This window comes from Nocardioides cremeus, assembly GCF_030518195.1.
GTDB classification, from domain to species: Bacteria; Actinomycetota; Actinomycetes; order Propionibacteriales; family Nocardioidaceae; genus Nocardioides; species Nocardioides cremeus.
The window spans coordinates 1-275 of record NZ_JAULSC010000317.1 but is presented as its reverse complement, the minus strand read 5'-3'; the positions used below and the strand labels follow the sequence as shown (position 1 = coordinate 275).

The 275-nt window shown below is 44.7% G+C and carries 1 protein-coding gene; it reads left to right on the top strand.

Annotated elements, in window-relative coordinates:
* The coding region (locus QWJ41_RS22565; RefSeq protein ID WP_302710491.1) for an endonuclease/exonuclease/phosphatase family protein at positions 1–275 on the top strand (275 nt) is incomplete at both ends.

Sequence of the window (275 nt, the reverse complement as noted above, 5' to 3'; positions counted from 1 at the left end):
AAGGCATAATGAAATTATTTCCTGAAATATTGCTAGGGTTTGCTGCCTGCCTCACGGCTTCTGTATGTGAGGCGCAGCAAACCCTTCGTGTTATGGAATACAATGTAGAGAATCTGTTCGATTGTCGTCATGATTCACTGAAGAACGATTCGGAATATCTTCCTCATTCCGTTCGGGGATGGAGCTGGAAACGTTATCATGAAAAACTGAACCGCATTGCAAAAGTCATACTCGCTGCCAGTAGAGAGCAAGTGCCCGATCTGGTAGGACTTTGT